Origin of the sequence: Aeromonas sp. R5-4, from assembly GCF_040908215.1 — a bacterium.
Taxonomy (GTDB): Bacteria; Pseudomonadota; Gammaproteobacteria; order Enterobacterales; family Aeromonadaceae; genus Aeromonas; species Aeromonas veronii.
Genome location: NZ_JBFODG010000030.1, coordinates 92,431 through 108,983, shown reverse-complemented (window position 1 = coordinate 108,983; position 16,553 = coordinate 92,431). Strand labels below are relative to the sequence as shown.

Sequence of the window (16,553 nt, the reverse complement as noted above, 5' to 3'; positions counted from 1 at the left end):
CTTGAAGTGACGTCTCTGGGCTGGCAGCTGATCAAGAGGGGATCAGGGGCGCGAAGAGAAGGCCGCCATTTTTCTCCTCTAAACGGCAAATTTCAACTGACAAGTGGCGACGGGTCGATGATTAATATGCGGTTTTTTCCGCGTCTCCGACCCGCCCCATTTCCCTGTTTATCCCCGTTGCCAGGCACGCATGTCGTAACCTGTGGGAGATTGATGCAACCGCAGATGAAATTGCTCAATGATGGCGAAGATATGGTCGAAAATATCGGCCTGGATCCCTTCGTAATCGGCCCATGCGGTGGTCGCGGTAAAGCAATAAATTTCCAGCGGCAGACCATCTGACGTGGGCGCCAGCTGGCGCACCATCAGGGTCATGTCCTTGCGAATACCGGGGTGGGCACGCAGATAGGCATCCAGATAGGCGCGCAGGGTGCCGAGGTTGGTGAGGTGACGGCCGTTGATGGGGCAGCTCAGGGCATCGCTCAGCTGCTGGTTGTAGGCACTCAGCTCCTGCTCCTTGCGGCTGAGATAGGGTGCCAGCAGCTGCGCTTGCTTGAGCTGCAACTGCTCATCGGCTGTCAGAAAACGCACGCTGGTCATGTCGATATTGACGCTGCGCTTGATGCGACGGCCGCCCGACTCGGTCATCCCCTGCCAGTTCTTGAAAGAGTCGGAGATCAGGGCATAGGTAGGAATGGTGGTAATGGTCTTGTCCCAGTTCGACACCTTGACCGTGGTAAGCCCGATGTCGGTCACCTCGCCATCGGCGCCGTACTTGTCCATCTGCAGCCAGTCACCGACGCTCAGCATCCGGTTGGCGGAGAGCTGGATCCCCGCCACCAGCCCGAGGATGGGGTCCTTGAACACCAGCATCAGCACTGCGGTCATGGCACCCAGACCGCTGAACAGGAACAGCGGCGACTTGCCGAGCAGCAGGGCGATCATCAGGATGCCCACCAGAATGCTGCCTACCAGCTTGGCCCCCTGGAAGATGCCGCGCAGGGGCAAATCCCGACCAAGGCGGGTGTAACGGCTCACCGACAACAGGCAGTCGAGCAGGGCGAAGAAGGCCAGCAGCAGGAACAGCAAAATCCAGAGCTGGGCCACCATCTCGATAAGTTTGAGGCTATCTGATTGGCGAGGCAGCCAGATCTCCGCCTGACCGAGCAGCACGGCCCCCTGCAACACGAAAGCGAGCCGGTTGAAGAGGCGCTGTTGCAGCTGGGGCGGCAGCCACACCTGCTTGGCCTTGCCGAGGATCCCCACCAGCCGGACCAGCAGTACCCGGTGCAGCGCCATGTGCAGCAGCAACGAGGTGATGACGATAAAGCCCAGCGCGATCACCAGCGCCATCAGGCTGGTCACTTCCACCCCAAGGCCCGACAACCAGTTAAAAAACGCCTCTTTCATTGCTCTCTCCCGAACCGGGCAGCCCGCTGGCTGCAAAAACAGTGGTGGTCAGGGTACCGCTCCCCTCCCCCATGTCAAATCGGCGTACGCCAGAAATGACAACGCCCGGCACTGGCCGGGCGTTGTTTCAAAGCGAGGCTGACTTAGCAGACCAGGCTCAGGGCATCGCGAGCGATGACCAGCTCTTCGTTGGTCGGGATCACCATGGCGCAACGGCTGTCGGCGGTGGTGATGCGACCTTCGCCACCCAGTACCGCGGCGTTGTTGGCCTCTTTGTCCACCTTGAAGCCGAACAGGGCCAGACGGTTCAGCACCATCTCGCGCACCATGGCGGCGTTCTCACCGATACCGCCGGTGAAGACCACGGCGTCCAGACGACCGTCCATCGCAGCGGCGTAGGCACCGACATACTTGGCCACACGGTAGGTGAAGACATCCAGCGCGCGCTTGGCACCGGCGTCGGTGGCGTAGTTGGTGGTGACGTAGCGGCAGTCGCTGCTCGCTTCGGTCATCCCCAACAGACCGGACTCACGGGTCAGGGTGTGGTTGATCTGCTCAACGCTGTAACCGAGCTGGTCGTGCATGAAGAAGACCACGGCCGGATCGATATCACCGGAGCGGGTACCCATCGCCAGACCTTCCAGCGGAGTCAGACCCATGGAGGTGTCAACGGATTCGCCGTTCTTGATGGCGCAGACAGAGGCACCGTTACCCAGGTGGCAGTTGATGATGTTCAGTTCATTCAACGGCTTGCCCAGCTCTTTTGCCGCTTCTTCCGCGATGTAGCGGTGAGAAGTACCGTGGGCACCGTAACGACGGATGCCGTGTTCGCGGTAGAGCTTGTGCGGCAGCGCATAGAGGTAGGCCTCTTGCGGCAGGGTCTGGTGGAACGCGGTGTCGAAGACGGCCACGTTCTTCTCGGACAGCTGCGGGAACACTTTCAGCGCGGCGCGAATACCGATGAGGTGGGCCGGGTTGTGCAGCGGGGCGAACGGAATGGCGGCTTCGATACCGGCGATCACGCCGTCATCGATACGCACGGAGCGGGAGAACTGCTCGCCACCGTGTACGATTCGGTGACCGATGGCCACCAGTTGCTCGGCAAGAGTCGGATCCTGCGGCAGGATGTGACCCACGATATGGTCGAGGGCCTCCTGGTGAGCGGCACCCGCTCCCAGCATGGCTTCGCCCTTGACCCCGTGGAGTTTCCATTTGATACGTGCATCATCCAGATTGAAGCATTCGGCCAGGCCGGACAGCATGTCCTCACCTGTTTCGGCGTCCATTACGGCAAATTTCAGGGAAGAGCTACCGCAGTTAAGGATCAATACCAACTTGCTCATTTTCTACATCTTCCTGTGCTTCGGCTTTATGCCGACAGTGTCGTGTCATCCAAAAGAGGATGGGATTCCCCTGCCGGGGGCTTATGGTCGCAGGAGGGTGCGTCCAATTTTTCAATTCTTGCTCTTGAAAGAGTGATCGCAACTTGTGGTGCGTATCACTGGTTTCAATGCTTGCGAGTCTCAACGCATCAGCTGCGCAGGGCTCGCCTCAATGGGAATGCTCAGGCGATAACCAGCAGATCCTTGTGTACCTTGACCACCAGCTTCTTCACCTTGGCGGGCTGGTTGAAGGTACAGAGCGGGCGGTGCAGCTCGCCCGGCCAGAAAATGGCGAAATCGCCCGGTTGCAGCGCCAGGTAGCTGGTCTGCTCGTCATCGACAAACCAGAGGTCGGGATGGGGATGGTCGGCGCCGTCGCTCACGTAGTCGTGGGGGCCCACACCTATCCACTCTTCACCGCGCAGCAGCAGCTGGATATCGAGATACTGCTGATGGAATTCGCCACGGCGATCCGCGGCTGGCTCGGTCAGATCCTCGCTCACCAGACAGAACAGGTTGAGGCCATCAATCTCGGTCTTGCCGAGCGGAGCGTCACCCCAGTGAGCCACGCTCTTCACTACCTCAGCCATGATGCGGGCCAGCGGGGCGGGCAGCGGCGTCCGCTGCAGGGTGTTCAGGCTACCGGTGATCATGGCGTCTGTTTCCTGTTAGGTATATCTGGGCGGCATCTTTGCCCGCCAATGAAAAAGGACCTGTGACAGGTCCTTCAATAATGCCGTCTGCAATCCGTGCAAACCGGTTTAGAGCTTTTGCTCATGTTCAGCTATATGGGCACTGTTACACACTCGTCAGCACCTTGCCAAGAGACATAATCCCATTTTCATAGTGATCGTACCAGCTGAAACCATATTATTTACCACCCTTTCCCCCTCGACTTTGACCAGACGCAAAAACGGGCGCATCAGCGCCCGTTTTTTTCGCAAAACCGTTTAACAACCGGTTTCATTCAAGCCTTTTGGGCATTTTCCACCGGTTTGGCGTACATGGCCCGCCAGATCGCCTTGTGCTCTTCCGGCACCTCTGACTGACGAGTCAGGAAGGCCGCCTGTTCGATAGTATTGGCCTTGCCGGAGACATCTGCCGCCAGATAGTTGCTGGGGAAGAGGTGGTAGCTGCTCCAGATCGCCTTGTCGATCAGCGCGGCCAGTTCGTCCGGATCGCTGAAGCCCTCGGTGATCGGCGCGCCGAAGGAGACGTGTACCCGCCCCTTCATACCGACGATACCGGCGACGATACTCTCGATATCCTCGAACTCGCCCTTCTCGTAGCTGCCGTTGACCGACTTCTCGTAAAGCTCTCGCGCCTTCGCCTTGTCGGTCGGATCCAGCTCGTAGCTGATGCTGACCGGCACGATATTGAGGCTGCGCATGTAGTCGACGAAGTCGATCTTCTGCTTCTTGCCGTCGACGTAGAACATCTTGAGGATGGCGGGATCTGTCTTGTCATCGCCATTCTTGGCGCGTCCTTCCTTCTGGGCAATCCAGATGGAGTGACCTTCATGGACCGAGTTGCCAATATAGGCAGACAGCTCGCCGAGCGCCTTCATCATCTCCCGCGGCCCCTTGGCGGAACGTTTGACGATAAAGCTCTTGTTGAGCTTCATCAGCTCGGTGGCGCAGGGTTTGCGCAGCAGGTTGTCACCGATGGCGATGCGCACGGTATCAAAACCGTGGGTGTGCAGCCCCCAGTTGACGAACGCCGGATCCATGGCGATGTCTCTGTGGTTGGAGACAAACAGATAGCCCTGCTCTTTCTTCAGATGCTCGATCCCGGAGAAGGTCACCCCCTTGGTGGAGGTGGCGATCATGCGGGACATATACCGGGTGACCCCCATCTGGACCTGATGCACCGTGGTCACTTTTGACCATTTGCGGCGCAGGAACAGGCGGATCATCGGGCGGATGGCCCAACCCAGCCAGCTCATCAGGGAACCGAAACGATACTTGGCGATGGCGCCGATAAATTCATCATCCTGGATCAGCCGTTCGATGGCTGCCGGCACTTCTTCATCGCGGTAGGGGCGAATATCCGCGAATCTATCTACTTCAGTCACAATGTCAGCCTTGCATGCTAGGAAACCGCAGCCAACCCGCGTTGGCCGGGGAAAATTCAGGGCGCAATTTTACACGCTTTTATGGCAAGGGGTATGAGACAAGCATGAATAGTGAGATCTGACCAGTTTATTAATCAGCTGCCAGTGCCAGCGCGACCGCCGCTTCGGCATGGATGGCGGTGGTGTCGTAGAGCGGCACCGCCGCCCGGGCATCCCCCACCAGCAGGGCAATCTCGGTGCAGCCAAGGATCACCGCCTCGGCACCCGCAGCCGCCAGCCCCTCGATAATCGCCAGATACTCGGCCCGCGACGATGCGCGGATCTCCCCCAGACAGAGCTCGTCATAGATGATCCTGTGTACCCGCTCCCGCCCGGCCTCATCGGGTACCAGCACCGCCAACCCGAAGCGCTCCTGCAAGCGCCCTTTGTAAAAATCCTGCTCCATGGTGAAGCGGGTGCCGAGCAGGCCGACCCGGGTTATCCCGTCCGCCCGCAATTTGGCCGCGGTGGCATCGGCGATATGGAGCAGCGGGATATCGATGGCCGCCTCAATCTCGGGCGCCACCTTGTGCATGGTGTTGGTGCCGATCAGCAAGAAATCGGCGCCGCCATCCTGCAACTTGCGCGCCTCCGCCGCCAGCAGGCGGGCGGTAGCGGGCCAGTCACCGGCATGCTGCAGCCGCTCGATACCGGCAAAGTCGACGCTATTGAGCAGCACCCGCGCCGAGTGCAAGCCACCTAGCTGTGCCCGCACCCCGCGGTTGAGCGCCTGATAGTAACTGACGGTGGACTCCCAGCTCATGCCACCCAGCAGACCGATACATTTCATATGAACTCCTTTCATCCCAAGGGAGGGCAGAACCACGCCACCTTGCAGGCAAGGTCACGGGATCGAGATAAAAAAGGCCCCGCAGGGCCAACAAGACAGCCGGTAAAGGCCCGGGTCAACCCCGGGCTAAATCCAGATCATCCCGACACAGGCGGCCGTCGCCAGCCCCATGCCGAGATTGAAACGCCGCCAGCCCCGGGCTGTGCGGATGATTTGCCGCACCTGGGCACCAAAAAGCACCCAGAACGCCCCGGTGTAGAGGCCGGTAATAAAGAAGATCACCAACACCCAGAGCGCGGAGGGCCAGTAAGCCTCCCCCGCCAGGGTGAAACCGCTGATGGCGGAGAGCGCCATCATCCATGCCTTGGGGTTGAGCAGTTGCAGCATGGCCCCCTGATGGGCGGGAATGAGCGGCCGGTTCCCCTCGGCCGGGCCGCTGGCGGTCGCCACCTTCCACGCCAGCCAGAGCAGATAGGCCGAGCCGATAAGCTTGAGGCCATCGTGCAGCAGCGGCACCTTCTCGAACACCACGCCAAGCCCCAGCGCGGTGGCGAGGATCATCAGATTGATCCCCCCGACCACCCCAACCAGCAGGGGAATCGTGCGGCGAAACCCCTGCGCCGCCCCGGCGCTGGTGAGCAACATATTGTTGGGCCCCGGCGTGCCGCAGGTAACCAGGGCAAACCCCGCCAGGGGCAGTAACCAGTTCAGATCCATCTCAACCTCTTGTCGATACAACGCACCCGTTATGGGGAAAGCCTTCTAATATGCAGAGCCAACCCCGTGGCGACAAGTCAGAAATGCCTCTTTCTAGGCCACCTCCCCCATCAGCGCAACACGGCTCAATACCAGAGCATCACCACACAGAGTGCCGTCAGCAGACCGAGAGAACCGTTGAGTCGCCGCCAGCCCCGATCCGAGCTGATCCAGTTGCTCAGCTGATGGCCGAACAGTACCCAGACAAAGCAGACCGGCAGGGCCACCAGTACAAACATGACCATCACCGCCAGCTGACTCGACCAGTAACTGGCGCCGGGCAGGCTGAACAGACTGATGGCGGAGATCCCCATCATCCACGCCTTGGGATTGAGGAACTGAAAGCCCAGCCCCTCCAGCATGGTTAGCGGACGGGCGCGTCGGGCCGGATCCCCCGGCGCCCCGGCCACTGCGATACGCCACGCCAGCCAGAGCAGATAGAGGCTGCCGAAGATCTGCAAACCGAGGCGCAACAAGGGCCAGCGCTCGAACAGCGGATAGAGCCCCAGCGCCAGCACCAGTTGCAACACCGGCTGCCCCAGCCCCACCCCGAGCAGATGTGGCAGGGTGCGACGCACCCCGAAGTTGGCGCCGGAGGCTGTCAGCATCAGGTTGTTGGGCCCCGGCGTACCGCAGGTGAGTACGGCAAAACCGAACAGGGTGACATACCACTCCATCGTCATATTGTGACTCCTTGCTTGCCACATTGTATCGATACAATGCGTGCTATTTGGTTGTTATCAGGTTGAAATTCACGCTATATTGACAACAAATTTTGATCAATGGATTTATTGTCACCATGACAATCTGGACACCCGACCTTACGGCCTTCGATGGCCCCCTCTACCTCAAGCTGGTCAAAGCTATCGAACAGGGGATCGCGAATGGCGAGCTGCCACCGCAGACCCGATTGCCCACCCACCGATCCCTGGCGGATCGTCTGGGTGTCACCGTTGGCACCGTCACTCGCGCCTACAGCGAGGCGGAGCGGCGCGGCCTGCTGGCCGCCCGGGTGGGCCACGGCACCTGGGTCAAGGGAGCGAACACGGATCCCGCCAATGAGTGGGTGATCCGCCAGGAGGAGGGGCACCGCATCGAGCTATGGCAAAACCTGCCGGTGCAGCTGGATCGGGCGGCCATCATTCGCCCCATGTTGGGGGAAGTGGCGGACGGGGATCTCAACGCCCTGCTCGGCTACGACAAGGAGGCAGGACGACCGGATCAGCGCCAGCAGTTCGTCAACTGGCTGGCGGAGCAAGGAGTGGCCTGCAGTGAGGATCGCCTGCTGTTCAGCCACGGCGCCCAGCACGGCATCATGCTGGCGCTGCTGGCGACCGGCTGCGTGGGGGAGACCATCCTGTGCGAGGGGCTGAGCTACCCCGGCATGCTGGGCAATGCCCGCCAGCTGAAGAATCAGGTGGTGGGACTGGCGATGGACGAGGAGGGGCTGCTGCCCGAGGCGCTGGACGCCGCCTGCCGCACCCGCCGGGCCAAGCTGCTCTACCTCACCCCGACCCTGCAAAACCCCACCACCGCCATCATGAGTCTGGCGCGGCGGGAGGCCATCGTCGCCATCGCCCGTCGCCACGATCTGCTGATCATCGAGGATGACGTCAACGGTCTGCTGCCCCAGCAACCTGTGATCCCTCTGGTCAATCTGGCGCCGGAGCGGGTCATCTATCTGGGCAGTCTGGCCAAGATCGCTTGCGGCGGCCTGCGGGTGGGCTTCGTGCTGACGCCCCCTGCCCTGCGCAGCGCCTTCGCCCAGACCATGCGGCTGTCGAGCTGGATGGTGAGCCCGCTGCTGATCGAGCTCGCCTGTAAAATGGTCAGTCAGCGCCAGATCATGCCGCTGGTCGAGCAGCAGCGGGAGATCCTCAAGCGCCGTGGCGAACTGCTGCGCCACCTGCTGCCCGCCGCCCGCTGGCAGCCGGGCAGCATGCACGCCTGGCTGCCGCTGCCGGAGCCCTGGCGCAGCCAGCAGTTTGCTGCTGCCGCCGACGCCCTTGACGTTGGCGTGGCGAGCGGGGAACACTTCGCCGCCGGTCAGTTTGCCGCTCCGCAGGGGGTGCGCCTGAGCCTGAGCCAACCCGCCACCGACGCCCGGGTCGGCGAGGGGCTGGCCCGTCTGGCCCAACTGCTGCAGGGGACGCCCCCCAGCAATCCCCTGCTATAGTCAGGGCCAGCCGACCTGACCTTCACGCTTCATCGTCATAGCCAAGGAGATGCCGTGCCCCCCATCAGAGCCGCCCTGTTGCTTGCCACCCTGTTGCTGGGTGGCTGCGCCTCGTCAACGACCCACCAGCAGCTGGGGGCCGCGCTCAATGGACTGGAAGGGGAGTTGCAACGACTGGAAGAGGAGCTGGCGGCGATGAACGGCCTGCACTATCAAAAGGCGATCGATGCACCGCTCAGTTTGCGCCGCGCACTCGGGGCGCCGCAGCCCACCCCAGAGGGGCTGGTGCCAGTGACCAGCAAGCTGGAGGATGGGCCACTCCTGCACTATCAATACCGACTGCCAGCGGGGATGGCGAGCCTGCCCCAGGACAACCTCTGCCAGCGCTACGAGTTCGAGCTGCGTCATCTGGGCCGCCTCGGCAAACTGGAATTAAGCTGGCTGGGGGAACAGGGCAAAGGGTCGCGACTGATCCGCCAGAGCGACTGCCCCTTCGGGACGCAGGTCCGCCCTCTGCAATAACAGGTTGCCGCCCTGAGAGGTGGCATAACCGATTGAAATAACAGCCCATAGTGCGCCTTCCAGCACCCTGCTGGCTACTGTCAGCTTTTCACTCAGCGAGTGCTGTGCCTATGTTCCTCTTGGGTCTACCATAATCAACCTAATGGTTTGCTCACAGGAAGTACCTGCATGACGATACTGCTGCTCGAAGAGGATCCCCTGCTCCGTAGCGCCATCACCCGGGAACTGACCGAACAGGGGGTACCCGCCGACCGGATCCACTACCACAGCCATCCAAACCACGAGCGCAGTGGTCTGCTGGCCCTGCTGCAACAGCACGCCTTCGACGCCATCATCTGTCAGCAGGACAAGCAGCAGGATCTTGACGGAGCCCGGCTGCTGCACGAAGCGCACTATCTCGGCCTGCTGCAACCCGGTTGCGTATTGCTGCTACTCGATGCCGATCAGAGCGAGCAGGAGTTTCTCCCCTCGGATCTCTACTTCTCCCTCTATCTGCCCCTCCCCTTCATGACCCAGCAGCTCACCGCGGTGCTTGGCCAGCTGGTGAAGTTAAGCAACCTGACCCGTATGCTGGCCGCCCCCATTCTGCTGCGGGAGTGGCAACTGGCTACCGCCCTCTGTGAAGACCTGCTGTTTCAACGGGAGAATCGCTCGCTGACCCCCTGGCTGGATCGGCTCAAGGGCTATCTGCTGCTGCAATCGACCGAGCGGATCACTGCCGCCCAGCACTATGCCCTCTGTGCCAACGAGTATCAGGCGAGCTGGCCAAGGGCCGGGCTCTTCTACGCCATGCTGAGGCTCGGCAAATTGCAGAGCGCCCGGATCGACTTGCAGCGCCATCAAGCCAGCGTCTCGATGGCCACCCGGCTGGAGCTGCAACTCGCCAGCCAGCTGCATCAGCATCACTGGCTGGCGGCCTGGGAGACCATGGGAGAGCTGCTGCAGATCCGCCCCCATCAGCCGCGCTGGCATCAGCTGGCGATGTTGCTCGGGCTGGTGCTGCAAGATGAGGAGAAGGTGCTGGAGCAGGCCAACAGCCTGACCCTGCGCCACTTCAGCGAACAGCGCGTCCGGCTCGCCATCGACAGCTTCATGCTCAATGCCAGTCTGGCTGTGCTGTGGCACGCCCCCTCCAGCAACCGGATCCGCTCCCTGCAACAGGAGTGGGAGCACCTCAAGCGCACCGTCCACCTGCAACCCCACGAATATGAGCTGCTGCAGGCGTTGATGCTGGGGCTGGATTACCGCTTCGACGAGGCGCTGATCCTGATTGCCCACCACCAGCCGGATAAGGGGAGCGACAACCACCTCACCCTGCTGCTCGGCTTTGCGGTCAGCCAGTTCTGCGGTTTGCCCCACCACGCCCAGCGCTACCTGATCCAGCTGACCCAATACCGCGTCAGGGTGGCGCCCCACCCGCTCACCCGCCAACTGTTCCACCATCTGGTGGCCGAGCTGGGCCAGCGCCTGACGGCGAGAGAACAACGGCTGAGCGAACTGCGCCAGCTGCGCCACAAGGCGATGCAGGCCAGCCAATATCAGACAGCCCTGCAAGCGGGCTTGCAGCTGCTGGAGGAGTTCCCCGCCCTGCCGGGCGATGCCTGGCAACTGCTGGAGCTGCTGCAACACTGCTGGCCAGCCGGTATGGCGGCCCCCAGGGTGGCGCTGCTGGTCGATACCCTGGAGCGACGCCTCAAGCACAGCCCCGCGTTTCTCGATCAGCATGCCCAGCAGTACCAGCGCACCCTGCAGGAGATCCGCACCCATCTTCAGCCGCACCTCTCCGGCAGCGGCCCCTCCTGTCTTGTCGCAGGGCAGCCCGAGCCGTGATGATGCTGGCGGCGTGCAAACCAGCATTGTCGGCAAAGCCAACATAGAGAGAGGGGAGCCTTGGCTCCCCTCTCTCTATTTGTTCTCTGTCAGCTAGTGGCGATAAGCGTTGGGCTCAAACCAGCGCGTCACTCTCCAGCGCCGCCTTGAGAAAATCCTTCCAGCTGATGATGCCGACCAGGGTGCCATTCTCCAGCACTGGCAGGCAGGAGACCCCCTTCTCCAGCATCAGCTTGACGCCGTCGCGCACGGTGAGATGGGGAGCGATAGTAACGGGGTGACGGCTCATGATCTGATGGGCCCGCTTGGTGAGGGTTTCGGTATCACGGCTCATCTCGGCTTCGGAGTCGAGATAGGGGCTGATGGCACGGAACAGATCCCGATCCGAGATGACCCCTACCAGCACCCCTTCTTCCAGTACCAGCAGGTGGCGAAAGTGTGCCTGCTCGAAGATATCCTTGATGACACTGAGTCGATCATCCATTGAAACGGTGGCGACCCGGGTCGTCATAATATCCCTGATATGCATGCTAACCTCCCGTAACCAAACTGGTTTCTCTGTTATGGCATGTTTTTGCAGCGCCAGCCAGTGGCCAGCCCTTCGCTACAGTGCAAATCAGCGTCATTTCACGTAAGATCCGCGCCAGTTTTTCTCCTCCATTTTGAGCAAGCAGATCCCACCCATGATAGTTGCCAGTCAAATCGAACTGATCCGCGGCGGCCGCAAGCTGCTGGACAACGCCTCCGCCACCATTCACCCCGGCCACAAAGTGGGTCTGGTGGGCAAAAACGGCTGTGGCAAGTCCACCTTTTTTGCACTGGTACGGGGCGAGCTGGCCATCGACAGCGGCACCTTCAGCCTGCCCGCTGGCTGGCAGATCGCAGGCGTCGCGCAGGAGACCCCGGCGCTCGACTGCTCCGCGCTCGAGTACGTGATCGACGGCGACAAGGAGTTCCGCTCGCTGGAAGCCCAGCTGGTGCAAGCCGAGCAGGATGACAATGGTCTGCTGGTGGCCGAGCTGCACGGTCGCCTCGATACCATCGGCGCCTACAGCATTCGCGCCCGCGCCGCCGAGCTGCTGCACGGCCTCGGTTTCAGCGACGAGCAGCTGAGCTCGCCGGTGCGCAGCTTCTCCGGTGGCTGGCGCATGCGCCTGAACCTCGCTCAGGCGCTGCTCTGCCGATCCGATCTGCTGCTGCTGGATGAACCGACCAACCACCTGGATCTTGATGCGGTGATCTGGCTGGAGAAGTGGCTCAAGGGCTATCAGGGCACGCTGGTGCTCATCTCTCACGACCGCGATTTCCTCGATTCGGTCATCAGCCGCATCATCCATATCGAGAACGGCAAGCTCAACGAATACACCGGCGGCTACTCCGACTTCGAACTGCAGCGCGCCGAACATCTGGCCCAGCAGCAGTCGATGTACGAGAAGCAGCAGCGGGAGATGTCCCACATGCAGGCGTATGTGGACCGCTTCCGCTACAAGGCCTCCAAGGCCCGCCAGGCCCAGAGCCGCCTGAAAGCGATGGAGCGGATGGAGAAGATCCTGCCCGCCCACGCCGACTCCGAGTTCAGCTTCGAGTTTCGCGAGCCGTCGGCCCTGCCGACCCCGCTCATTGCCATGGAGAACCTCAGCGCCGGTTACGGTGACAAGGTGATCCTGGAGAAGATCAAACTCAATCTGGTACCGGGTTCGCGCATCGGTCTGCTCGGTCGCAACGGCGCCGGTAAATCGACCTTTATCAAGATGCTGTCCGGCTCCAACCCGCCGCTCTCCGGCAAGCTCGAAGTGAGCGCCGGGGTGAGCATCGGCTACTTCGCCCAGCATCAGCTGGAGACCCTGCGTCTCGATGATTCCCCGCTCGATCATCTGGCCCGCCTCGCGCCGGACAAGACCGAGCAGGAGCTGCGCAACTATCTGGGCAGCTTCGGCTTCCACGGTGACAAGGCGCTCGACAAGGTGGCCCCCTTCTCCGGCGGCGAAAAAGCGCGGCTGGTGCTGGCGCTGATCACCTGGCAAAAGCCGAACCTGCTGCTGCTGGATGAACCGACCAACCACCTGGATCTGGAGATGCGCCACGCCCTCACCATGGCGCTGCAAGGCTTCGAAGGGGCCATGGTAGTAGTCTCCCACGACCGTCACCTGCTGCGTACCACCACAGATGACTTCTATCTGGTGCACGGTGGCCGGGTCGAGCCGTTCGACGGCGATCTGGACGACTACCACAAGTGGCTCGGCGAGCAGGAGAAAGAGGCCAACGCCAAACCGGCCGATGGCCCCGTCTCTGCCAACTCGGCGGTGGCGCGCAAGGATCAGAAGCGGCGCGAGGCGGAGTTCCGGCAAGCGACACGTCCCCTGCGCCAAAAGCTCGAGAAGCTCGAAGCGAGCATGGAGAAGCTGCAGGGCAAGCTGGCCGACATCGAAAATCAGCTGGCCGACCCAGCTATCTACGAAGAGAGCTCTAAAACCAAGCTCTCCGAACTGCTCAAATCCCAGGGCCCCCTCAAGGAGCAGCTGGAAGAAGTTGAGCTGGAGTGGATGAGCCTCTCCGAAGAGCTGGAAACCATGGAGCAAGCCTTCTTTGCGTGACGAACAGCTGATGGCCAGCGAGCGGGTCGCGGTCCACGAATTGCCGACGCCGATCGGCTTCTGGCACTGGAGCGGCAAGGTCTATGGTGAGCGCAGCCAGGATTGGCTCACCGTGCAGGAGCAGGGGGGCAACGTCAATCTGGCGCTGCTGCTGCACCGGCTCGATCAACTCGGCATCGTGGTCGATCTCACCGACCTGCAACCGGCGCTGGTGCAGACCGAAGCGGTGCTGACCCCGTGGCGCGCCCTGCGCCAGAGCGCCAAGACGCGACTCGACGAGCAGCAGTATCAGTCGATGCTGGCCCACGAGCTGGAGCTGGAGCGGCTGCAACAGGGCGTCCTGTTGCAGACCCTGCGCAATCTCTCCCTGTTTCGCGGCAACAGCCGCAATTTGTTGAACTATCTATCGTTACTGGGTGCCCAGCAGGGCCCCCTCAGAGATCTAATATGCTGAGCTACCGCCACGCCTTTCACGCCGGCAACCATGCCGACGTGCTGAAACACGCCGTTCAGGCCCTGATCATCGAGTCCCTCAAGAAGAAGGAGAAACCCTTCATCGTGCTGGACACCCATGCCGGTGGCGGTCTCTACGACCTGCGCGGCGACTGGTCCCAGAAGAAGGCCGAGTATGCCGACGGCATCGGCCGCCTGTGGGACGAGCGGGCCCAATGGTCTGCCATGGCCCCCTATCTCGGCGTCATAGAGGAGATGAATCAGAACGGCGAGCTGCACTACTACCCCGGCTCGCCGGAACTCTCCCGTCGCCTCACCCGCGAGCAGGACAAGCTGGCGCTGATGGAGCTGCACAACAACGAGGTCGAAGATCTGCGCGCCAACATGGGTTACGACCCTCGCGTTGCCGTCCACCATAGGGACGGCTTCGAGGGGCTGGTCGCCCTGCTGCCCCCCACCCCGCGCCGCGGGCTGGTGCTGATCGATCCGCCCTATGAACTCAAGGAAGATTACTTCGCCGTGGTCGATACCCTGAAAAAGGCACAGAAGCGCTGGGCCACCGGCATCTACGCCCTCTGGTATCCCATCCTCGGGCAGGAGGCGGACAAATCCCGCGATATGCTACGCGCCATCAAGCGCGAAAACTTCGGCAACGTCCTGGTGGCCGAGCTGGAAGTGGCCGGTCAGACTGCCGACTGGGGCATGAACGGTTCAGGCATGCTGATCATCAGTCCGCCCTGGATGCTGGACGAGCAGATTGAAGCCTTCCTGAAACCGCTGTGTGCCAAGCTGGCACAGGGTGCTGGTGCCCAATACAAGGTGGAGTGGCTCAACAAGGCCGAGGATTAATCCCCCGCCCCTACGGCGCTCACCGGGTTCAAACGCAAAAGCCCCATCACGGGGCTTTTTCTATTGGTGCGGCCGCTGTGTGCAGCAACCTGAGCAGGAGCCCCCTCCACAGCGCGCCCTATGAGCGGGCGGGCAGATCCTGTTTCAGCGCAACCAGCAACAGGGCCAGCAGGCCAAAAGGCGGAAACAGACAGAGCAGGGAGCAGATAAGGGTGATAAGCGCCGGATGCTCGCTCTTGCGGCGCGCCAGTCGCCAGGCGATGAGGCCGACAATGACCATCAGCAACGCAATGAACTGGCCTAGCAGGGTGGCATTGATATTCATGAAAGATCCTTTTTCATGGGCAAGTGTGAAGAACCTGTACTTTATCGCCTTGGTTGCGATTGGCAACCGCTGAAGCGCACCGGCCACTCGCCCGTTGATAGGTTCTCTCTATCCTGGCAATAGATGAGAATAGTTTTCATTTAATCTCATTTCGGCGGATACTCTCATCATCAACAGAGGGAGCCGCCATCATGAAAAAGACCATCAGCTTTGCCATCCTGCACTTCGGTGTCGCCTTTACCGTGGCCTACCTGCTGACCGGTGAGCTGCTGACCGCCAGCCTGATCGCCCTGATCGAGCCTGCCGTCAACACGGTCGCCTTCTACTTTCATGACCTTGGCTGGCACAAGCTCAAGCCAAATCACAGCCTGCAGGCCAAGACCAGCAGCTTCGCGGTGGTCCACTTCTCGGTGGCCTTCGGGGTTGCCTTCCTGCTGAGCGGCGAGCTGCTCACCGGCGGCGTGATGGCGATGATCGAACCGGCCATCAATACCGTGGTGTTCTTCTTCCACGAGCGGCTGTGGCGCGCCCGCAGTCAGCAACTGGCGCTGGCCTGATCGACCGGGCAACCCGCCTCCCCCCTTTATCGCGGCAACAAAAAACCCGACATTCCGGCCAGGAGTGTCGGGTTTTTCCGCTTGGCAGCCATTCAGCTGTGCAAATGCGCTCGGCTCACCTGCTGCATTGCCCTGTAGAGTGTGCTGTAGTAGGCAGATATGCCCTCCTCATTGCTGGAATCTATCGATGAACAAGACCTTGCTTGCCACCCTGCTGTTTGCCCCTCTGCTGGCTAGCGCCGCAACCCCCTCCTTTGACTGCACCAAAGCGTCCGGATCGGTCGAAACCCTGATCTGCAAGGATGCCGGACTGGCCGCCCTTGATAACGAACTGGCGGCCCTCTATCCCAAGGCGATTGCCGCACTCTCTCCCGAGCAGCTCAAGACCGAGCGCGCCATGCAGCGCGGCTGGATCAAGGGTCGCAACGACTGCTGGAAGGGGCAGGATCTGCGCCAGTGTGTGGAGGATAACTACCTGCTGCGGATCACCGAACTGCAGATCAGCGGCGGCCAGCTGATGGTGCCGGCACCGGTCAACTACAAGTGCGGCAAGAACGTCACTCTCTCCACCTACTTCTATAACGATGCCAAACTGCCCGCCGCGGTGATCAACCTGAGCGAGGGCGACAAGCAGCAACAAGTGCTCGCCTATGAAGCCCCCAGCGCCAGCGGCGCCCGTTATGAAGGGCAAAACCTCACCTTCTTCACCAAGGGGGACGACGCCACGCTGGAGCGTTACGGCCAGCCAACCCTCACCTGCATGGAAAATCCAACCAAGGGCTGAGGCTCATAGGGG

Annotated in this window: 17 protein-coding genes; 8 read left to right on the top strand and 9 right to left on the bottom strand. The window is 61.4% G+C overall.

Going from position 1 to position 16,553, the window contains the following annotated elements; genetic code table 11:
• Positions 1 to 168: 168 nt before the first annotated feature.
• From AB5Y83_RS15885 to AB5Y83_RS15855, 7 genes are all read right to left on the bottom strand, one after another.
• On the bottom strand, positions 169 to 1,410 hold the full coding sequence (locus tag AB5Y83_RS15885; RefSeq protein WP_058059635.1) for a mechanosensitive ion channel family protein: 1,242 nt from the start codon (positions 1,408 to 1,410) through the stop codon (positions 169 to 171).
• A gap of 143 nt (positions 1,411 to 1,553) precedes the next feature.
• Positions 1,554 to 2,753 carry an acetate kinase gene (locus AB5Y83_RS15880; RefSeq protein ID WP_005354534.1) on the bottom strand — a complete coding sequence of 400 codons (1,200 nt, stop codon included), beginning with the start codon at positions 2,751 to 2,753 and terminating at the stop codon, positions 1,554 to 1,556.
• A gap of 221 nt (positions 2,754 to 2,974) precedes the next feature.
• Complete coding sequence (locus AB5Y83_RS15875) at positions 2,975 to 3,445, bottom strand: YhcH/YjgK/YiaL family protein (protein WP_201990144.1); 471 nt, start codon at positions 3,443 to 3,445, stop codon at positions 2,975 to 2,977.
• Positions 3,446 to 3,759: 314 nt separating this feature from the next.
• Entirely contained in the window at positions 3,760 to 4,866 is a 1,107-nt protein-coding gene (locus AB5Y83_RS15870; RefSeq protein WP_042084524.1) for a 1-acyl-sn-glycerol-3-phosphate acyltransferase, read from the bottom strand.
• 130 nt (positions 4,867 to 4,996) lie between these two features.
• On the bottom strand, positions 4,997 to 5,695 hold the full coding sequence (locus tag AB5Y83_RS15865) for an aspartate/glutamate racemase family protein (RefSeq protein WP_368175494.1): 699 nt from the start codon (positions 5,693 to 5,695) through the stop codon (positions 4,997 to 4,999).
• 126 nt (positions 5,696 to 5,821) lie between these two features.
• The gene (locus tag AB5Y83_RS15860; protein ID WP_005335534.1) at positions 5,822 to 6,412 is read right to left on the bottom strand and encodes a LysE family translocator; all 591 of its coding nucleotides are present in this window, start codon (positions 6,410 to 6,412) and stop codon (positions 5,822 to 5,824) included.
• Between the two features lie 125 nt (positions 6,413 to 6,537).
• On the bottom strand, positions 6,538 to 7,134 hold the full coding sequence (locus AB5Y83_RS15855; RefSeq protein ID WP_005335536.1) for a LysE family translocator: 597 nt from the start codon (positions 7,132 to 7,134) through the stop codon (positions 6,538 to 6,540).
• 116 nt (positions 7,135 to 7,250) lie between these two features.
• Between AB5Y83_RS15855 and AB5Y83_RS15850 the strand changes: the two genes are divergently transcribed.
• The 3 genes from AB5Y83_RS15850 to AB5Y83_RS15840 all read left to right on the top strand — a co-directional run bounded on the left by AB5Y83_RS15850 (position 7,251) and on the right by AB5Y83_RS15840 (position 10,979).
• Entirely contained in the window at positions 7,251 to 8,627 is a 1,377-nt protein-coding gene (locus tag AB5Y83_RS15850; RefSeq protein WP_042084528.1) for a PLP-dependent aminotransferase family protein, read from the top strand.
• Positions 8,628 to 8,681: 54 nt separating this feature from the next.
• Positions 8,682 to 9,149 (top strand): hypothetical protein, encoded by a 468-nt coding sequence (locus AB5Y83_RS15845; RefSeq protein WP_323907083.1) that lies wholly within the window; start codon positions 8,682 to 8,684, stop codon positions 9,147 to 9,149.
• Between the two features lie 168 nt (positions 9,150 to 9,317).
• The gene (locus tag AB5Y83_RS15840; RefSeq protein WP_368175493.1) at positions 9,318 to 10,979 is read left to right on the top strand and encodes a hypothetical protein; all 1,662 of its coding nucleotides are present in this window, start codon (positions 9,318 to 9,320) and stop codon (positions 10,977 to 10,979) included.
• 115 nt (positions 10,980 to 11,094) lie between these two features.
• Here the strand turns inward: AB5Y83_RS15840 and AB5Y83_RS15835 are convergent, their stop codons facing one another.
• The gene (locus AB5Y83_RS15835; protein WP_368175492.1) at positions 11,095 to 11,508 is read right to left on the bottom strand and encodes a CBS domain-containing protein; all 414 of its coding nucleotides are present in this window, start codon (positions 11,506 to 11,508) and stop codon (positions 11,095 to 11,097) included.
• 154 nt (positions 11,509 to 11,662) lie between these two features.
• Here AB5Y83_RS15835 and AB5Y83_RS15830 point away from each other — a divergent pair, with 154 nt between their 5' ends.
• Genes AB5Y83_RS15830 through AB5Y83_RS15820 form a run of 3 tightly spaced genes read left to right on the top strand, consistent with a single transcriptional unit; the run spans position 11,663 to position 14,875 of the window.
• Positions 11,663 to 13,573 (top strand): ABC transporter ATP-binding protein, encoded by a 1,911-nt coding sequence (locus AB5Y83_RS15830; protein ID WP_368175491.1) that lies wholly within the window; start codon positions 11,663 to 11,665, stop codon positions 13,571 to 13,573.
• Positions 13,566 to 14,027, top strand: a complete 462-nt coding sequence (locus AB5Y83_RS15825; RefSeq protein WP_368175490.1) for a DUF2390 domain-containing protein — start codon at positions 13,566 to 13,568, stop codon at positions 14,025 to 14,027. The genes AB5Y83_RS15830 and AB5Y83_RS15825 overlap by 8 nt, the downstream gene beginning before the upstream one ends.
• Complete coding sequence (locus AB5Y83_RS15820) at positions 14,021 to 14,875, top strand: 23S rRNA (adenine(2030)-N(6))-methyltransferase RlmJ (RefSeq protein WP_368175489.1); 855 nt, start codon at positions 14,021 to 14,023, stop codon at positions 14,873 to 14,875. The genes AB5Y83_RS15825 and AB5Y83_RS15820 overlap by 7 nt, the downstream gene beginning before the upstream one ends.
• Positions 14,876 to 14,993: 118 nt before the next feature.
• Here the strand turns inward: AB5Y83_RS15820 and AB5Y83_RS15815 are convergent, their stop codons facing one another.
• Positions 14,994 to 15,200, bottom strand: coding sequence for a hypothetical protein (locus AB5Y83_RS15815; RefSeq protein ID WP_043821654.1), 207 nt, complete (start codon positions 15,198 to 15,200; stop codon positions 14,994 to 14,996).
• Between the two features lie 191 nt (positions 15,201 to 15,391).
• On the opposite strand from AB5Y83_RS15815, the gene AB5Y83_RS15810 reads away from it, so the two are divergent.
• Positions 15,392 to 15,757 (top strand): DUF2061 domain-containing protein, encoded by a 366-nt coding sequence (locus AB5Y83_RS15810; protein WP_042084552.1) that lies wholly within the window; start codon positions 15,392 to 15,394, stop codon positions 15,755 to 15,757.
• Positions 15,758 to 15,944: 187 nt separating this feature from the next.
• Complete coding sequence (locus AB5Y83_RS15805; protein WP_127006138.1) at positions 15,945 to 16,541, top strand: MliC family protein; 597 nt, start codon at positions 15,945 to 15,947, stop codon at positions 16,539 to 16,541.
• Positions 16,542 to 16,553 lie beyond the last annotated feature (12 nt).

Bases quoted from the DNA above. Each gene is read 5' to 3' on its own strand.
- AB5Y83_RS15885 (WP_058059635.1), bottom strand. From the start codon at position 1,410: ATGAAAGAGGCGTTTTTTAACTGGTTGTCGGGCCTTGGGGTGGAAGTG.
- AB5Y83_RS15880 (WP_005354534.1), bottom strand. From the start codon at position 2,753: ATGAGCAAGTTGGTATTGATCCTTAACTGCGGTAGCTCTTCCCTGAAA.
- AB5Y83_RS15875 (WP_201990144.1), bottom strand. From the start codon at position 3,445: ATGATCACCGGTAGCCTGAACACCCTGCAGCGGACGCCGCTGCCCGCC.
- AB5Y83_RS15865 (WP_368175494.1), bottom strand. From the start codon at position 5,695: ATGAAATGTATCGGTCTGCTGGGTGGCATGAGCTGGGAGTCCACCGTC.
- AB5Y83_RS15860 (WP_005335534.1), bottom strand. From the start codon at position 6,412: ATGGATCTGAACTGGTTACTGCCCCTGGCGGGGTTTGCCCTGGTTACC.
- AB5Y83_RS15855 (WP_005335536.1), bottom strand. From the start codon at position 7,134: ATGACGATGGAGTGGTATGTCACCCTGTTCGGTTTTGCCGTACTCACC.
- AB5Y83_RS15850 (WP_042084528.1), top strand. From the start codon at position 7,251: ATGACAATCTGGACACCCGACCTTACGGCCTTCGATGGCCCCCTCTAC.
- AB5Y83_RS15840 (WP_368175493.1), top strand. From the start codon at position 9,318: ATGACGATACTGCTGCTCGAAGAGGATCCCCTGCTCCGTAGCGCCATC.
- AB5Y83_RS15835 (WP_368175492.1), bottom strand. From the start codon at position 11,508: ATGCATATCAGGGATATTATGACGACCCGGGTCGCCACCGTTTCAATG.
- AB5Y83_RS15830 (WP_368175491.1), top strand. From the start codon at position 11,663: ATGATAGTTGCCAGTCAAATCGAACTGATCCGCGGCGGCCGCAAGCTG.
- AB5Y83_RS15820 (WP_368175489.1), top strand. From the start codon at position 14,021: ATGCTGAGCTACCGCCACGCCTTTCACGCCGGCAACCATGCCGACGTG.
- AB5Y83_RS15815 (WP_043821654.1), bottom strand. From the start codon at position 15,200: ATGAATATCAATGCCACCCTGCTAGGCCAGTTCATTGCGTTGCTGATG.
- AB5Y83_RS15810 (WP_042084552.1), top strand. From the start codon at position 15,392: ATGAAAAAGACCATCAGCTTTGCCATCCTGCACTTCGGTGTCGCCTTT.
- AB5Y83_RS15805 (WP_127006138.1), top strand. From the start codon at position 15,945: ATGAACAAGACCTTGCTTGCCACCCTGCTGTTTGCCCCTCTGCTGGCT.